The sequence below is a fragment of the Stenotrophomonas maltophilia genome, assembly GCF_002799155.1.
Classification (GTDB): Bacteria; Pseudomonadota; Gammaproteobacteria; order Xanthomonadales; family Xanthomonadaceae; genus Stenotrophomonas; species Stenotrophomonas maltophilia_R.
Window position 1 is genome coordinate 731,096 of sequence record NZ_NERD01000002.1, and the last position, 13,167, is coordinate 744,262.

16 protein-coding genes are annotated in these 13,167 nt (G+C 67.6%); 5 read left to right on the forward strand and 11 right to left on the reverse strand.

Going from position 1 to position 13,167, the window contains the following annotated elements; all coding sequences use genetic code 11:
* Window positions 1–128: 128 nt before the first annotated feature.
* Together B9Y82_RS03965 and B9Y82_RS03970 are read left to right on the forward strand one after the other, a co-directional pair.
* Window positions 129–1,202 carry an SRPBCC family protein gene (locus B9Y82_RS03965; RefSeq protein ID WP_100471624.1) on the forward strand — a complete coding sequence of 358 codons (1,074 nt, stop codon included), beginning with the start codon at window positions 129–131 and terminating at the stop codon, window positions 1,200–1,202.
* Window positions 1,203–1,306: 104 nt separating this feature from the next.
* Entirely contained in the window at window positions 1,307–1,678 is a 372-nt protein-coding gene (locus B9Y82_RS03970; RefSeq protein ID WP_100471625.1) for a DUF423 domain-containing protein, read from the forward strand.
* Between the two features lie 373 nt (window positions 1,679–2,051).
* Here B9Y82_RS03970 and B9Y82_RS03975 read toward each other — a convergent pair whose 3' ends face one another.
* From B9Y82_RS03975 to B9Y82_RS03995, 5 genes are read right to left on the reverse strand one after another with little or no spacing between them, the layout of a single operon-like run.
* Window positions 2,052–2,861 carry a M15 family metallopeptidase gene (locus B9Y82_RS03975; RefSeq protein WP_100471626.1) on the reverse strand — a complete coding sequence of 270 codons (810 nt, stop codon included), beginning with the start codon at window positions 2,859–2,861 and terminating at the stop codon, window positions 2,052–2,054.
* Window positions 2,862–2,870: 9 nt separating this feature from the next.
* A complete protein-coding gene (locus B9Y82_RS03980) occupies window positions 2,871–3,464 on the reverse strand; it encodes a PH domain-containing protein (protein WP_100471627.1) in 594 nt (197 codons plus the stop codon).
* A gap of 3 nt (window positions 3,465–3,467) precedes the next feature.
* Complete coding sequence (locus B9Y82_RS03985) at window positions 3,468–3,647, reverse strand: DUF4177 domain-containing protein (RefSeq protein WP_100471628.1); 180 nt, start codon at window positions 3,645–3,647, stop codon at window positions 3,468–3,470.
* Window positions 3,644–3,823: an Arc family DNA binding domain-containing protein gene (locus tag B9Y82_RS03990; RefSeq protein WP_100471629.1), complete on the reverse strand. Its 180-nt coding sequence runs from the start codon at window positions 3,821–3,823 to the stop codon at window positions 3,644–3,646. Before B9Y82_RS03990 ends, B9Y82_RS03985 begins: the two co-directional genes overlap by 4 nt.
* Before the next feature lie 45 nt (window positions 3,824–3,868).
* Window positions 3,869–4,750 carry an SPFH domain-containing protein gene (locus B9Y82_RS03995; RefSeq protein ID WP_100471630.1) on the reverse strand — a complete coding sequence of 294 codons (882 nt, stop codon included), beginning with the start codon at window positions 4,748–4,750 and terminating at the stop codon, window positions 3,869–3,871.
* A 137-nt stretch (window positions 4,751–4,887) separates the two neighbouring features.
* Between B9Y82_RS03995 and purT the strand changes: the two genes are divergently transcribed.
* The gene (gene purT / locus B9Y82_RS04000; protein ID WP_046985246.1) at window positions 4,888–6,075 is read left to right on the forward strand and encodes a formate-dependent phosphoribosylglycinamide formyltransferase; all 1,188 of its coding nucleotides are present in this window, start codon (window positions 4,888–4,890) and stop codon (window positions 6,073–6,075) included.
* Window positions 6,076–6,155: 80 nt separating this feature from the next.
* Here purT and B9Y82_RS04005 read toward each other — a convergent pair whose 3' ends face one another.
* Together B9Y82_RS04005 and B9Y82_RS04010 are read right to left on the reverse strand one after the other, a co-directional pair.
* Window positions 6,156–7,364 carry an endonuclease/exonuclease/phosphatase family protein gene (locus B9Y82_RS04005; RefSeq protein ID WP_100471631.1) on the reverse strand — a complete coding sequence of 403 codons (1,209 nt, stop codon included), beginning with the start codon at window positions 7,362–7,364 and terminating at the stop codon, window positions 6,156–6,158.
* A gap of 38 nt (window positions 7,365–7,402) precedes the next feature.
* A complete protein-coding gene (locus B9Y82_RS04010) occupies window positions 7,403–8,158 on the reverse strand; it encodes an arginyltransferase (protein ID WP_100471632.1) in 756 nt (251 codons plus the stop codon).
* A gap of 155 nt (window positions 8,159–8,313) precedes the next feature.
* On the opposite strand from B9Y82_RS04010, the gene B9Y82_RS04015 reads away from it, so the two are divergent.
* On the forward strand, window positions 8,314–8,874 hold the full coding sequence (locus B9Y82_RS04015; RefSeq protein WP_100471633.1) for an EF-hand domain-containing protein: 561 nt from the start codon (window positions 8,314–8,316) through the stop codon (window positions 8,872–8,874).
* A 51-nt stretch (window positions 8,875–8,925) separates the two neighbouring features.
* On the opposite strand, the gene B9Y82_RS04020 is transcribed toward B9Y82_RS04015, so the two are convergent.
* The 4 genes from B9Y82_RS04020 to B9Y82_RS04035 form a co-directional block, all read right to left on the reverse strand.
* Window positions 8,926–10,143, reverse strand: a complete 1,218-nt coding sequence (locus tag B9Y82_RS04020; RefSeq protein WP_100471634.1) for an RNA polymerase sigma factor — start codon at window positions 10,141–10,143, stop codon at window positions 8,926–8,928.
* A gap of 221 nt (window positions 10,144–10,364) precedes the next feature.
* Window positions 10,365–10,874 (reverse strand): pathogenicity-like protein, encoded by a 510-nt coding sequence (locus tag B9Y82_RS04025; RefSeq protein ID WP_100471635.1) that lies wholly within the window; start codon window positions 10,872–10,874, stop codon window positions 10,365–10,367.
* A 4-nt stretch (window positions 10,875–10,878) separates the two neighbouring features.
* Complete coding sequence (gene tesB, locus B9Y82_RS04030) at window positions 10,879–11,799, reverse strand: acyl-CoA thioesterase II (protein ID WP_004148214.1); 921 nt, start codon at window positions 11,797–11,799, stop codon at window positions 10,879–10,881.
* Window positions 11,800–11,886: 87 nt separating this feature from the next.
* The gene (locus B9Y82_RS04035) at window positions 11,887–12,663 is read right to left on the reverse strand and encodes an enoyl-CoA hydratase/isomerase family protein (RefSeq protein ID WP_100471636.1); all 777 of its coding nucleotides are present in this window, start codon (window positions 12,661–12,663) and stop codon (window positions 11,887–11,889) included.
* A gap of 34 nt (window positions 12,664–12,697) precedes the next feature.
* Between B9Y82_RS04035 and B9Y82_RS04040 the strand changes: the two genes are divergently transcribed.
* Window positions 12,698–13,144 (forward strand): copper chaperone PCu(A)C, encoded by a 447-nt coding sequence (locus B9Y82_RS04040; RefSeq protein ID WP_100471637.1) that lies wholly within the window; start codon window positions 12,698–12,700, stop codon window positions 13,142–13,144.
* Window positions 13,145–13,167: the final 23 nt, after the last annotated feature.

A 13,167-nucleotide genomic window follows, 5' to 3' on the forward strand; every position in this document is an offset into this window, starting at 1 on the left:
CATACAAATACGCAGCCGGCAGGGAAACCGGTGCGCCAATCCCGATAAACAATGCCTGCGAAGCCTGCTAGGATTGGCGCTTCGCTTCAATCAACCCGGCCGTGGGATCGGCCCCGGAGACTCTCTGAATGACCCGTATTATCGAGTTCCTGATCGCCTTGGGGATCGTGGCTGGCCTGTTCGTCATCATTGGCGTATGTCTGCCGGGCGAGCGTCACATCACCGAAAGCATCGAGACCAACCGCAAGATGACGATCGTGTACGACACGGTCAGCAGCCTGCGCCGCTTCAAGGACTGGAACCCGCTGGTACTGCGCGATCCCGCCGTTGAACTGAAGCTGTCCGGCCCGGCCTCCGGTACCGGTGCCACCCTCGACTTCACCTCCAAGGACCTGGGCACCGGTTCCTGGAAGATCACCGAAGCCGAAGAGAACAAGCGTGTTGTGATCGCCATCGAAGACGCCACCAAGGGTCACGACAAGGTCACCACCTTCAACCTGGAGCCGACCGGCAAGGGCGGTCGCAACGTCAAGATCACCCAGGACTACTCGGTGAAGTACGGCTTCGACCTGTTCGGTCGTTACGCCGGCCTGTATGTCAGCCGCCAGATCGGCGACGACATCAAGATGGGCCTGTCGCGCATGGCCAACATGCTCGCCACCGTGCCGAACGTGGACTACCGCACGCCGGAAGCCCCGCTGACCGACCTGGCCATCGTCGACGTGCCGGCCGAGAACCTGCTGGTCGTCAACGCCGGCAACGTGGACCGCGGTCAGGACAGCATCACCAAGTCCATCAAGGACAACCAGGAGTGGATCAAGCGCGTGATGGAGGCCAATGGCCTTGAAGCCGCCGGTCCGTTCCGCATCATCACCACCGACTTCGGCCAGGAGAAGTACGCCTTCGACATCGCCCAGCCGGTGAAGAAGAAGGGTGCCGAGGGTGCCACCGCTGAGGAGCTGACCGTCAAGATCGATGGCGGCGCACCGGTCAAGTACGTGCACGTGGCTCCGCACCGTTCGGCGCATGCGGCCTACACCGGCCACATGGCCGGCCTGGACGTGGCCCGCAACGGCCTGCGCGCCTGGGCCGTGACCTCGGGCAACGAAGTCATCGACCGTCCGTACGAAACCTGGAAGGACGGCATCGACAAGTCGTTCACCCCGGAAGCGACCTACGACATCTACTGGGCCGTCAAGTAAGCCTCGGCTGACCCATGTAGTGTTGGACGCGAAAACGCGCCGCTCATTGCGGCGCGTTTTTTTTCATCTGGCGCCCGGCAAGGGGCGCTGCGCAAGGAGCCCTCATGTTCAATCTCGAACGTCGCGCACGCAAGCCTTCCCTGCTGGCCTGCCTGGGTGCGCTGTTGGCCGCTGCCTCGATCGGCCTGTCTGCCTATGCGTCGCACGGTGTGGCCGATCCGCTGGCGCAGCAGCATCTGAACATGGCGGCGCTGTATGCGTTCGCGCATGGTGCAGTACTGGTGGCACTCGGGCCGCGCGCACAAGGGGCGATCGCGCACCTGGCGCTGTATGTGCTGCTGCTGGGCGTACTGCTGTTTTCCGGCAGCCTGGCGGGCGGGGCGCTGTGGCAGTGGCCGACGCGGATGGCGCCGATCGGTGGCACCAGCATGATGGCCGGCTGGGTGCTGCTGGCGATCAATGCGTTGAGGCGGTGAGGGTCGCAGTGCTCTCGCTCCGATCCATGCCGATGCGATCGTGATGGTTCATGGGCGTTACTTTTCTTTTCGCGCGAAAAGAAGAGTAACCAAAAGAAACGCGCCGCCGGCCGCGAGCCGGTGCTGCGCACCGGTGTCCTGTGCTCCTCGGCCCATCGAGGGGCGGTGCGGGAACTCGCTGCGCTCAGACACCCGCACCTCTTCGCCCTCGCCAGACCTGCGGTGCTCGGCTCGCTTGAAGGCGGACCCAACAGCTGCACGCTGATCCGTTGCAGAGGCTTCGAGTGAAGCGACCCGCTTTTGTCTTTGTTCTCTTGTTCCATTCCGTGGCGGACAGCTCCAAAGAGTTTGCTTTGCAGCCGCCAAGCGGGGCTCAGCCGTTGGCCGGTCCCCAGCACCAGTGCCACGGTTCGTAGACGATCCCGTGCGGGTTATCGCGCGGGTAGCTCAGCTGGAAGCCGTGCGTGCTGGCATGGGCCCGCAGCCACGCGAAGGCGTCAGTGGCTTCGAACGATTCTTCGGCCGGGGCATCGCCCGGTGTGCCGATGTCCAGCGCATGGCCGCTGTGGTGTTCACTGAAACCTGGCGCGGCATTGACCTTCAGGATTTCCGCCACGCTCAGCCCGCGCGCCCGTTTCCGTTCGAAGATGCCCAGCTGGTAGGCATGGCTGCGGAAGCCAGAGATTGCATCCAGCGCCACGCCATCGCGCGCGGCGTGCAGGCGCATCCGCCGCCAGCCCTGCGCGGCGCCACGGCGTAGCCAGAGCGGGCGGGCGAAGCGATCGCGGCCGGCGAAGTGCAGCAGGCACGGTTCGGGTTCCAGCGGAAGGCCGCTGTCGTCGGCATAGCGCTGGGCATCCAGGCCGAGCTGCTGCAGGTGCTGCTGCAGGCCGGCCAGTGGAAGCCATTGTTCTTCCAGCGCAGCGCCGAACGGACGTGCCGCCGCTGCATCCAGCAGCGCCAGTGCGTCCTCGACCCCGGGCTCGCGTGGCAGGCGCGGCACCATCGAATGTACGCCGTGCGGTAGCACGGCTGCCAGGTAGCGGCCATCGCGCTTGCGTCGCAGCACCCATCGCGCCTGTGACAGCAGGCGCGCGTCAAGGTTGCTGCGTGCACGCAGCAGGTCCGCGGGCCACAGTTCGATGGTCTCGGTATTGATCAGCAGGGGCGGGCGTCGTTGCATCGGCGCAGCTTACTGCCGCAGCGCCGGCGCGGCCACCTTGCGCAGTGCGTCCAGCAGCACGTGCGGCCGGTCCAGGCTGAGCAGCAGCGTGCTGCCATCGCTGACCGGCAGGGCGAGAACGCGCGCGCGGTCGGTGACCAGGGCGAACCCCTTGCCGCCGCCCTGCAGGCGGAAGTGGCCGGAGTAGAAGCCCGGCATCGCATAGCCGTTGGTCTTGAAGCGGATGCCATAGCGGCGGTCGCGGCTGAGATCGACCACCTCGGCCTGGTCCAGCCGCAGTTGCGCGACCGGCACGCGCCGACGGTACATCGTCGAGCGCACGTCCAGCACGTCGTCGGCCAGTTCCACCCGGCGCCGGAAGAAGGCCGCGCCCAGCCCGATGCCGAGCGCGGCGATTACCACCAGGCTCCAGGCGGCGCTGCCGCCCATCCGGAACCAGGGCGGCGACAGCGTTACTTCGATCCAGGGCGCCGTCGCCGGTGCCTTGTACAGCTGCGCATACAGGCAGGCCCCGAAGGCGGCGAGCAGGGGCAGCACGATCCACAGCACGCGCAACGGCGAACTCTCGGTTACCTCGTACTGTTTCGGGTCGCTGGCGCCCATGGTTCAGGCTTCCTTCTTGAACACCAGCATCGCCGGGCACATCGGCGCCGGGATGATGACGTTCACCAGCTCCCAGCCCAGCTGGCCCTGGCGGCTGAGTTCTGTCTGCACGTCTTCTGGCTTGAGCACGCCCATCATGGACGTCTTGACCTCGATGGTCTGGTAGCTCCAGCGCTTGCTCATTCCTTGTCCTCCGGCGGTGGGGTGGGTTTCGGCAGGCGTCCTGCCCTGCGCAGGGCGTCGCGCAGCACGTATTCGATCTGCGCGTTGAGGCTGCGCAGCTCGTCGTCAGCCCAGCGCTGCGCGGCGGCCAGGACCTCGGCGTTGATCCGCAGCGGGTAGGCTTTCTTCTCACTCATGCAAGCTCCTGGCGGGGCGGTGGGGCGCCCCGTTGCGAGGGTGGTTCAGTACAGCGAACCGGCGTTGACGATCGGCTGGGTGCCGCGGTCCGAACACAGCACGGTCAGCAGGTTGCTGACCATGTGTGCCTTGCGTTCCTCGTCCAGCTGCACCACGCCGTTCTTCTGCAGTTCGGCCAGCGCCATCTCGACCATGCCCACCGCACCGGCGACGATGCGCGTGCGTGCGGCGATCACCGCGTTGGCCTGCTGGCGCTGCAGCATCGCCTGGGCGATTTCGGCGGCGTAGGCGAGGTGGCTGATGCGCGCGTCTATCACCTGCACGCCGGCATCGGCCAGGCGCTCGGCCAGTTCGTTCTTCAGGTGCTGGGAGATCTCGCTGGCGTGGCTGCGAAGGGCCAGCTGGCCTTCCTCATGCTGGTCGTACGGATAGCTGGTGGCCATCGCGCGTAGCGCCGATTCGGACTGGATGTGCACGAAGCTCTCGTAATCATCCACGTTGTAGACCGCCTCGGAGGCATCGACCACCTGCCAGACGATCACCGCGGCGATTTCGATCGGGCTGCCATCGAGCTCGTTGACCTTCAGCTTGCCGCTCTCGAAGTTGCGCACGCGCTGGCTGACCCGGCGCTTGGCATAGAAGGGGTTGTTCCAGCGCAGGCCGTTGTCCTTCACCGTGCCCACGTACTTGCCGAACAGGCTCAGCACCGCCGCCTGGTTGGGCTGGATGGTGTACAGGCCGGCCAGGATGAACACGCCCAGCGCCACCAGCAGGGCGCCCAGCAGCATCAGCAGCAGGTTGGGCGAGCCGGTGCTGGCATTGGCCGCAACGCCGACCACGAACAGGGCGGCGCCGGCGAGGCCGACGAGCAGGGCGCCGGCCAGCGTGCCGAGGCCGTTGAGCGAAGACAGCGACTTCTCTTTCATGGCGGTACGTCCTTGAGGGTTCGTAATGAAGATATCAAAGTGATATCAGTTTTCGACTGCCGTTCGTCGGATGCCATGGCCAGGGTGCGCGGGCAGCTAGAATGCCCACCCGCCTTCACATTGCTGCTGGAACCGCCATGGCCAAGCTTGGAACTCCGTTGTCCCCCTCTGCCACCCGCGTGCTGCTGCTGGGCTCGGGCGAACTCGGCAAGGAGGTGGCCATCGAGCTGCAGCGGCTGGGCGTGGAAGTGATCGCCGCCGACCGCTATGCCGATGCCCCGGCCATGCAGGTCGCGCACCGCTCGCACGTGATCGACATGCTCGATGCGATGGCCCTGCGTGCCCTGATCGCCCAGGAGCAGCCGCACCTGGTGGTGCCGGAGATCGAGGCCATCCACACTGAAACCCTGGTCCAGCTGGAACAGGAGCAGGGCCTGCGGGTGATCCCCACCGCGCGTGCCGCCCGCCTGACCATGGACCGCGAAGGCATCCGCCGCCTGGCCGCCGAGACCCTGGGCCTGCCGACCTCGCCGTACCGCTTCGTCGATACCGAGGCCGAGTACCGGGCCGCCGTGGCCGCCATCGGCCTGCCGTGCGTGGTCAAGCCGGTGATGTCGTCCTCGGGCAAGGGCCAAAGCACCCTGCGCAGCGAGGCGGACATCGCCCCGGCCTGGGAGTACGCGCAGACCGGTGGCCGCGCCGGTGCGGGCCGCTGCATCGTCGAAGGCTTCATCGATTTTGATTACGAGATCACCCTGCTGACCGTGCGCCATGCCGGCGGCACCTCGTTCTGCGCGCCGATCGGCCACCTGCAGAAGGACGGCGATTACCGCGAGAGCTGGCAGCCGCAGCCGATGTCGAGCAAGGCACTGGCGCGTGCCGAAGAGATCTCGCGTGCGATCACCGATGACCTCGGCGGCTGGGGCCTGTTCGGCGTCGAGTTGTTCGTGAAGGGCGACGAGGTGTGGTTCAGCGAAGTGTCGCCGCGCCCGCACGACACCGGCCTGGTGACGCTTGTTTCGCAGGAACTGAGCGAGTTCGCGCTGCACGCGCGCGCCATCCTCGGCCTGCCGATCCCGGTGATCCGCCAGAGCGGCCCGTCGGCCTCGTGCGCGCTGTTGGCGCACGGCGAAGGCGTGCCGTACTTCAACAACGTCGCCGCCGCCCTGCAGGTGCCGGACACCGCCGTGCGCCTGTTCGGCAAGCCCAGCGTGCATGGCCATCGCCGCGTCGGCGTGACCCTGGCGCGCGCGGAAACCATCGACGAAGCCCGCGCCATCGCGCGTGACGCCGCCGACGCCATCGGCGTCGAACTGCGCCCCTGAAAAAGGAGCGACGACCAACGGTCGTCGCCTACCGCATTCCGGTGGGTACCGACCGTTGGTCGGTACTCCCTCATCATCGGTTACGGCTTCACATCCACCCACACCAGATGGTGGTCGCTGCCGTCGGCGATCTTCGCTTCCGGGCTTTCGTTGGCCGGCCAGAAGATGCCGCTGCCCACGTATTCGAAACCGGTCGAGGGCAGCACGTAGTCCAGGCGCATGGTGCCGGACTTCGGGCCAAAATCGCCGGTGGCATGGAACGGTGCGCCCTTGCGCTCGATGCCCTTGGCGGCATAGGCCAGGCTGGTCTGCTCACCACCGACGCTGCGCGGGGTGGGGTAGCGCAGCACGCGGGCGTTCTCGATCAGCTCGACGATCGCCTCGTGGCGGCCATCGCCATCGACCGGATCGTTGTTGAGGTCGCCGAGGATCACGAAGCGCGCGTCTTGCGCCAGCCCGCCGCACTGGCCCTTGTCGTCGCACAGCCACGGCTTTTCACCCTTGGACAGGTATTCCTGCCACAGGCGCAGTTCGTCGTGGTTGCGCGCGGCGTTGCGCTTTTCCGGGCCGTCGAACACAGGTGGGGTCGGGTGCGAGACCAGCGCGTGGACCACACCGGCCGGGGTCTTCACCGGCACGTCCCAATGCGACTTCGACGACAGCCGCAGCTGCGACCACACATGATCGTTGTAGAAGCTCTTGCCGGTGCGCGGATCGACCGGGCGGATCGCACCCGGCATCGCGCTCCACTTCAGCAGCTGGAAGCTGCGCACCTTGGCTTCATCGATCGGGTAGCGCGACAGCACCAGCATGCCGTACTGGCCCGGGTGCAGGCCGTAGCCCCAGGCATCGTTGCCGCGGCTGCGGCCTTCGCCGCCGACCACGCCGTTGTTGTCCAGGTCCAGGCCGCTCGGCACGCCCGTATTGACCGGCGCCAGGTAGCGGTAGGCGAAGTGCAGCGGCTTGCCGCCACCGGGCTGGGCCACTTCCAGGTAGCGCTTCTGGAACAGGTCGGCGGCGCGATGCGCATCGTCGAAGTCGAATTCGTTCAGCAGCACCAGGTCCGGGCGCACCTGCTGCAGTACCGCAGCGATCTTGCGTGCGTGCTCGCTGTCACCTTCCAGTTCCTTGATCAGGCCACCGGTCTCATCGGAGTACAGCGAGGTGTTGTAGGTGGCCAGGCGCAGCGCAGCGGACGGCTTTTCGGTCATCGCAGGGGACGTGGCGAAGGCGGGGGCGGTGGCGCCGCAGAGCAGGGCCAGGGCGAGAATCAGGGGTTTGGCGTTCATGGGCCGTATTGTGCACCCGGCCCGGTGTCAGCGGTTTGTCAGCGCCCGTCCAGATCCTTGTCGAAATCGTGCCAGCGGCGGCCGTCGTAGGCCTCCAGCGGATGGAAGCGGCGCTTGTAGTCCATCTTCTGGTGGCCGCGGATCCAATAGCCCAGGTACACGTGCGGGAGCCCCTCGCGACGCGCCCACTCGATCTGCTGCAGGATCGCGAAGGTGCCCAGCCCGCGCGCGGCGTGGTCCGGGTCGAAGAACGTGTAGACCGCCGACAGGCCGTGCTCGGTGACGTCGGTCACCGCCACCCCCAGCAGCTGGCTGGGCTGGCCGTCGTGGCCGGGCAGGCGCATCTCCATGAAACGGGTGTGCGACCAGCTGCCGATCAGGAACTGCTCGAACTCGTGCGGGCCGTGGTCGTCCATGCCGCCGTTGGCGTGGCGGTGGGTCAGGTAGCGGTGGTACAGCGCGAACAGGTCGTCGCGGGCGGTGGCGGCGGTGATCCGCACCTCCAGGTCTTCATTGCGGGCGGCACAGCGGCGCTGGCTGCGGTCCGGGGCGAAGCGCGCCACCGGGATGCGCACCGCCACGCAGGCCTGGCAGTGTGCGCAATGTGGCCGGTAGACCAGGTCGCCGCTGCGGCGGAAGCCCCAGCTCAGTGCCAGCGGGTACAGACCGCCCAGGCGGCGATCGTTCGGGTCCAGCACCAGGTCACGCGCCACCCGGTCCGACCAGTACCCGCAGGGGTGCTCGCCGGTCTGGAAAAGTCGCAGTTCGTCGTCTCTGTCGCCGTGAATCGCCATGGGCACAGCATAGCCCCAGCCTGTCGCAGTGGCGGCGACTGTCCGCCGGATGAATGGAACCGGCAGTGGCGTCAACCGATGTCGCGCCGGGGCGTTGTTGTCTCCCGAGGGTGAAGTGATCACCCCGACGCAATTCCCATTCCCAGGAGTGACCCATGATCCGTACCCCCCTGCTGCTGGCCCTGCTGCTCGGCACCTCCGCTTCCGGTATCGCGCTGGCGGCCGACACCCCGACCACGCCGGCGCAGCGCCCGGCCAAGCTGGACACCAACGGCGACGGCGTCATCGACCGCAGCGAAGCCGCTGCCAACCCGCGCCTGGCCGCGAAGTTCGACGAGCTGGACAAGAACAAGGATGGCAAGCTGTCGCGCGATGAGATGCCGCGCTGGCAGCATGGCCGCCGTGGCCACGGCGGCGAGCGCTGGGCCAAGCTGGACGTCAACAAGGACGGCCGCATCAGCCGCGAGGAAGCCAAGGCCGACCCGCGCCTGGCCGCGCGCTTCGACCAGCTTGATCTCAACAAGGATGGCTACCTGGACAAGGCCGACCGCGAGCTGCGCATGAAGCAGCGTCGTGATGCCTGGTTCGCTGCCGCCGACACCAACAAGGACGGCCAGCTGAGCAAGGCCGAGTTCGATGCCGCCAAGGGCCCGATGCACGCTGGCCCGCGCCACGGCGGTCCGCGCGATGGCGCCGCGCCGAAGCCGCAGCGCTGAGGTTCAACGCAGTGAATGAGGACAACGCCGGCGCACTGCCGGCGTTGTCTGTTACAGGCGGCCGCTGCGCATCAGTGAGTACGCCACCAGCGCGATGACCATCAGGTTCATGGCGACGATGCCGGTGCGGCCGTACATCGATTCGAACTTCCAGTTGATGCCGGTTCGCCCGCGCCGCGCCGAATCGCGCGCGATCATCGGCGCCATTACCCGCTGCAGCGGCACCAGGCACTGGTAGTTGACCACGCCCAGCCCGACCGCCAGCACCGTCAGCTGCGCCCAGACCGGCGCCTGCAGCATCACGGCCAGCAGGATCGCCAGGCACCAGAACATGCCGGTGACGATGTTGAGATAGAGGAAACGGCGCACATCGGCGCGCTCGGACGCCGTTTCGGTGTACGACATCAGGAAGCGCCCGCCCAGATAGCTGCCGATCGCACCACCGACCACGCCACCGATCACCGCCGCCCAGCTTTCGGCCGGCAGTACGTGCAGCTGGCCCAGCGTCGCGGTCAACGATCCCATCGCGGTACCGCCGGCAGCACTGGCACCGCCGAGGCCGAGCTTGCTGCCGCCGATGCCGACGCCGGTGCCGAGCAGGATTGCGGCGCTGGCGGTGCCGGGCGCCGCCACCAGCACCATCGACACCACCGCCGTAGCGAATGCCGCGCTCGGGGCACTGCTGCGCGCGAATTCGCCGAAGCGCTGCAGCAGGCCGTCGCGCACGAGGGCGCGGGCGCGTGACAGGCGCTTGCGCACGGCCGCATCGCTGAGCCCGAGCAGGTCGGCGACCTGCTGCGAGCGCTGGCCTTCACGGTAGTACAGCAGCAGCACTTCGCGGCTGTCGGCGGGCAACGCGGAAATGATGTCCTCGGCGGCGATTTCTTCTTCCACCCGCTGCAGGCGGTCGGCCGCGCCTGGGGCCGGATCGGCGGCCATGCCCATCGCTACCTCGGCGGCCTCACCGGTCAGCGGTCGGCCGCGCTGCGCGCGCAGCCAGTCGCGGGCCAGGTTGCGGGTGATCTGCCGCAGCCAGGGCAGGAAGCTGGTCGAACTGCGCAGTTGGTGCAGCTGCTGCCAGCCCTTCACGAAGGCCTCCTGGGCGATGTCCTCGCTGGCCTGGCGGTCGCGGGTGATGGCCAGCGCGATGGCGGTGACCGTGTTCTGGCAGGCCAGCACGATGCGGCCGTAGGCATGCTGGCAACCGCCAGCGGCCGCAGGCAGTTCGCGTTCCAGGGTCTGGTCGATCGATGCGGCGAACGTCGTCATGGCGGCGGCTCTCCTGCTGGGATTGTGTCCCATGACGGAGCCGCGCGCGAAGTGTGACCGCAGATGCCGATGCATCTGCGGTCCGCGCATTCCACCTCATCCCCGCGCCGCTGGCGCGCCCCCTTGAACAACAAGGGGGCTCCAATCCTGACGGGTTACGGTGAAATCGTGGCCTTGCTGCCAGGCCGCTGTGCTCGCCGGGCATGGCCCGGCACCGCCTCTTACTTGGAGGGCTGGATGCGGACCCGGACTTCTTCCTCTTCCGGTGCGGCCTGCGGGGCCGGTTGCGCCGGCTGCGGCTGCGCCTGCGGGGTAGGGGCCGGAGCCGTCGGAGCCGGGGCACCGCGATGGCGCAGGCCGATCACCAGCGCCACGCCGGCGATCACCACCAGCAGGGCGATGCGGATGCGCCAGGCCCAGCTGCGGCCGCTGTTGCCCTGTTCCGGCGTGTCGCGGAAGGCGAACTCGGCGGTTGGGTGGTCGCGACGGGTGGTATCGAGCAGGCGCGCCTCGCGCAGGATTTCGCGCGCGCGCGGCTGGTCGTCGGCGCGCACGATCCACACCGCCGGGTAAGCATTGGCGTTGCCCAGGTCGGTATAGCTGAACTGACCGCGGCGGCGGGTCTTGTACGAGCGCCCGTTGGTCACCTTGACGTCGATGCCATGCTCGCGCAGGAGCTCGGCGACGCCTTCGACGGTTTCCACGCGCTGGCTGCTGAAGATCTGGCGCATCGGATCAATCCTTGGCCGGCACGGCAGCGGCCGCTGCCTGGTCGGGAACCACGCGGATCAGGCCTTCCTGCGCGGTGCTGGCCACCAGCACGCCATTGCGGGTGAAGAACTGGCCGCGGGCCAGGCCGCGCGAATCCTGCGCGCTGGGGCTGTCCAGCGAGTACAGCAGCCAGTCGTCGGCGCGGAACGGGCGGTGGAACCAGATCGCATGGTCGAGCGAGGCCATCTGCACGTGCGGGTGGTAGTAGCTGATGCCGTGCGGGAAGGTCGCCGTGCCCAGCAGGTGGAAGTCGGAGGCATAGGCCAGCAGCGCCTGGTGCAGCTCCGGGGCATCGCCGACCGGCTCGCTCAGGCGCAGCCATACCTGGTGGTACGGCGGGCGCTTGGGCGGGTTGAGTTCATCGCGCGGGTACACATGGCGGAATTCGAACGGGCCGCCGCGCGACAGCCAGCGCTGCACCTTGATCGGAAGGCGTTCCAACACTTCGGCCGGTAGCGGCCGGTTCGGCTCGATGTCTTCCGGCTGCGGCACTTCGGGCATCTTGTGCTGGTGTTCGGCGCCGGTTTCGGCCTGCTGGAACGAGGCCGCGCAGAAGAAGATCACCTTGCCGTGCTGGATCGCGGTGACCCGGCGCACCGAGAAGCTGCCGCCATCGCGGGTGCGGTCCACGTCGTAGACGATCGGGTGGTCGATGTTGCCGGCGCGCAGGAAATACGCGTGCAGCGAGTGCACGTGGCGGCCGTTGTCGACCGTAGCCTGTGCCGCGGCCAGCGCCTGGCCCAGCACCTGCCCGCCGAACACGTACTTGGTGCCGATGTCGCGGCTCTGCCCGCGGAACAGGTTGTCCTCCAGCCGCTCCAGCGTGAGCAGGTCGATCAGCTCGGAGACGACGGGTTCGGGCGTGTCGTTCAAGGGGGCGGCCACAGCAGTGAAGAGGGCCCGATTATACCGGTCAGGGGTCGGATCCCTTTCGCATTGCGAAAGGGATCTGACCCCGGGCGCGGGCAAACCTTACTTGCCCAGCCGGGCGACCAGTGCCTGCAGGGCATTCTGCGCATCCGGGGCGAACCAGGCCTCGACGAAACGGTCGAGCTGGATCAGGTCCGGCTGCAGCGCCACGTGCAGGTCGGCACGGGCAATCGCGCGGGTCAGCAGCATCGGCTGGCGCGGCTGCTTGAGCAGGTTCTGCAGCCAGGCAACGGCACGCGCCACCACCAGATCGCCCTCGGCCAGCTCATCCACCAGGCCGATCTGCAGCGCCTGTTCGGCCGGTACCAGCGAACCGGTGGTCAGCAGGACACCGGCGCGGTGCACGCCCACCGCACGGCGCAGCAGGCGCTGGATGCCCTCCGGTGCAATCAGGCCCACCTGCACCTCGTTCAGGCCGATGGCATAGGGGCGCGACGGATCGGCGCTGCGCGCCATCACCCGGTAGTCGCAGCACAGGGCCAGCACGCAGCCGCCGGCCGGGGCGTGGCCGGTAATCGCCGCGACCACCGGGATGCGGCTCTCGGCCAGCGTGCGCACGGCGCCAAAGAAGGCATTCCAGGTGTCCAGCAGCTTGTGCTTGTCATCGCCATGCGAGAGCAGGTGCGGCACGTCCATGCCGCCGGTGAAGATGCGCTCGCTGCCCGACAGCACGATGCCGTGCGCGTCTTCGGCCATGGCCTGCTCGATGGCATGGATCAACTGACGGCACAGTTCGGTGTCCAGTGCGTTGACCGGCGGGCGCGCCAGGCGCAGTTCGCGGATGGGGCCATGGTTGATCACCTCGATGAGCGTCGTCATGCTGCGGTCTCGTTGCGAAGAAGGAACCTGGGCGATGATAACCAAACCATTCGTTGGCGTACTGTTGGTGCTGTGTGCGTTTGCAGCATCGGCCTCGGCTGCCGAGACCAAGTGCGTCACCGTCGAGCAGGGCTGGGTACGGTTGTTGCCCAACCCGAAGATGGCAATGACTGCCGGTTATGCAGTGATCCGCAATGGCTGCGCCACTGCGGTGGCGATCACCGGTGCACGCAGTGCGAGCTTCGGCGATGTGTCGCTGCATGAGACCACGATCGTCGATGGGGTCAGCAGGATGCGTGAGGTCCGGCGCCTGCCATTGGCACCCGGCGCCAGGGCCGTACTCAAGCCCGGTGGCCTGCACCTGATGCTGATGGACGGCTACCGCACCCTGGAAGAGGGGCAGCCGGTGTGGCTGCAGCTGCAGCTGGAGGATGGCACCGAAGTCAGCGCGGTGTTGAACGCGCGCAGGGCGGCGCCGTAACGCGATGGTGGTGCTGGCCAGCG

What these genes read in the sequence shown, in the direction of transcription:
- B9Y82_RS03965 (WP_100471624.1), top strand. Translation starts at nt 129, where the DNA reads ATGACCCGTATTATCGAGTTCCTGATCGCCTTGGGGATCGTGGCTGGC.
- B9Y82_RS03970 (WP_100471625.1), top strand. Translation starts at nt 1,307, where the DNA reads ATGTTCAATCTCGAACGTCGCGCACGCAAGCCTTCCCTGCTGGCCTGC.
- B9Y82_RS03975 (WP_100471626.1), bottom strand. Translation starts at nt 2,861, where the DNA reads ATGCAACGACGCCCGCCCCTGCTGATCAATACCGAGACCATCGAACTG.
- B9Y82_RS03980 (WP_100471627.1), bottom strand. Translation starts at nt 3,464, where the DNA reads ATGGGCGCCAGCGACCCGAAACAGTACGAGGTAACCGAGAGTTCGCCG.
- B9Y82_RS03985 (WP_100471628.1), bottom strand. Translation starts at nt 3,647, where the DNA reads ATGAGCAAGCGCTGGAGCTACCAGACCATCGAGGTCAAGACGTCCATG.
- B9Y82_RS03990 (WP_100471629.1), bottom strand. Translation starts at nt 3,823, where the DNA reads ATGAGTGAGAAGAAAGCCTACCCGCTGCGGATCAACGCCGAGGTCCTG.
- B9Y82_RS03995 (WP_100471630.1), bottom strand. Translation starts at nt 4,750, where the DNA reads ATGAAAGAGAAGTCGCTGTCTTCGCTCAACGGCCTCGGCACGCTGGCC.
- purT (WP_046985246.1), top strand. Translation starts at nt 4,888, where the DNA reads ATGGCCAAGCTTGGAACTCCGTTGTCCCCCTCTGCCACCCGCGTGCTG.
- B9Y82_RS04005 (WP_100471631.1), bottom strand. Translation starts at nt 7,364, where the DNA reads ATGAACGCCAAACCCCTGATTCTCGCCCTGGCCCTGCTCTGCGGCGCC.
- B9Y82_RS04010 (WP_100471632.1), bottom strand. Translation starts at nt 8,158, where the DNA reads ATGGCGATTCACGGCGACAGAGACGACGAACTGCGACTTTTCCAGACC.
- B9Y82_RS04015 (WP_100471633.1), top strand. Translation starts at nt 8,314, where the DNA reads ATGATCCGTACCCCCCTGCTGCTGGCCCTGCTGCTCGGCACCTCCGCT.
- B9Y82_RS04020 (WP_100471634.1), bottom strand. Translation starts at nt 10,143, where the DNA reads ATGACGACGTTCGCCGCATCGATCGACCAGACCCTGGAACGCGAACTG.
- B9Y82_RS04025 (WP_100471635.1), bottom strand. Translation starts at nt 10,874, where the DNA reads ATGCGCCAGATCTTCAGCAGCCAGCGCGTGGAAACCGTCGAAGGCGTC.
- B9Y82_RS04035 (WP_100471636.1), bottom strand. Translation starts at nt 12,663, where the DNA reads ATGACGACGCTCATCGAGGTGATCAACCATGGCCCCATCCGCGAACTG.
- B9Y82_RS04040 (WP_100471637.1), top strand. Translation starts at nt 12,698, where the DNA reads ATGATAACCAAACCATTCGTTGGCGTACTGTTGGTGCTGTGTGCGTTT.